Annotated in this window: 1 protein-coding gene and 1 pseudogene; both read right to left on the bottom strand. The window is 68.8% G+C overall.

The window, feature by feature from the left end; translation table 11 throughout:
* Window positions 1-395, bottom strand: a 395-nt coding sequence (locus ABT116_RS48115) for an asparaginase (protein ID WP_351647818.1), incomplete at its 3' end; no start/stop codon positions are given.
* Window positions 396-427: 32 nt separating this feature from the next.
* A pseudogene (locus ABT116_RS48110) lies at window positions 428-1,208 on the bottom strand (amino acid permease); the annotation flags it as partial.

The raw sequence follows: 1,208 nt of genomic DNA, 5'->3' as shown, positions 1-1,208 counted from the left end.
TACACCCAGGCGTCCCGGACGACCGGGTCGAACGGCATGTCCGTGACGTTGCGCAGATGGTCCTCGGTGAGCCCGGCGAGGTCGAGGATGCGCCGGGCACCGGCGAGGTGGCGGTCCTCTCCCGAGTGGCTGGCCGCCGTCAGGGACAGGAGCTCGCCGTCGAGCGGCAGCCCGGCCCGGACCATGGCCACGGCCTGGACGGGCTTGATCGCGGAGCGGGGGTAGAAGGCGGCCTCGATGTCTCCGATCTGGAGCGCGACCTCTCCGTCGGCGTCGAGGACGACGACGGAGCCGTAGTGGATGCCTTCGACGATTCCGCCGCGGACGAGGTGGGCGACGGGGGCGTGGCGGGGTTCACGGACAAGGGGTGCGTCCGCGAGAGAACTGCTGAACATCACTGCCTGCTTCTCGGGGAGCGACGCGTTCCTCACGCGTCGGCTCCGGTGGTGGACTTGCGTGCGATACGGCCGCGGATGGCGAACCATCCGGCGACCAGGGCCCCGACGATCAGCGGCAGGCACAGCACGGTGGTGCGGCCCGCGCCGCCGTCGGCGTACATGAGGACCAGGACGGAGGCGAGGAACGCCAGCGTCACGATCTCGGTCCAGGGGGAGCCCGGCAGCCGGTAGCCCGGGCGGGTCAGCTCGCCCCTCTGGGTCTTCTGCCAGAAGAGGAGGTGACAGATCATGATCATGCCCCAGGTGGCGAGGATGCCGATCGCGGCGAAGTTCAGCACGATCTCGAACGCCTCGGCGGGCACGACGAAGTTGAGGCCGACGCCCAGCACGCAGATGCCGCTGGTGAGCAGGATGCCGCCGTAGGGGACCTGGCTGCGGCTCATCACGGACGTGAACTTCGGCGCGGATCCGGACATGGCCATGGAGCGCAGGATGCGTCCGGTGGAGTACAGGCCGGAGTTGAGGGAGGACATGGCGGCGGTGAGGACGACGAGGTTCATCACGCCGCCGGCCGCCGGGATGCCGATGTTGGACAGCACCGTCACGAAGGGGCTCTCGCCGGCGGTGTACTTGTTCCAGGGCAGCAGCATCGACAGCAGCACGACCGAGCCGACGTAGAAGACGCCGACGCGCCACATGATCGAGTTGATCGCCTTCGGCATGATCTTCTCGGGGTTCTCGGTCTCACCGGCGGCGACGCCGACCAGCTCGACGGAGGCGTAGGCGAAGACGACGCCCTGGATGATCAGC

This window comes from Streptomyces sp. NPDC002130 (assembly GCF_040296465.1).
In the GTDB taxonomy this organism is placed as follows: domain Bacteria; phylum Actinomycetota; class Actinomycetes; order Streptomycetales; family Streptomycetaceae; genus Streptomyces.
Note: the sequence above shows the minus strand (reverse complement) of the source record. Positions and strands in the feature narration are given on the sequence as shown.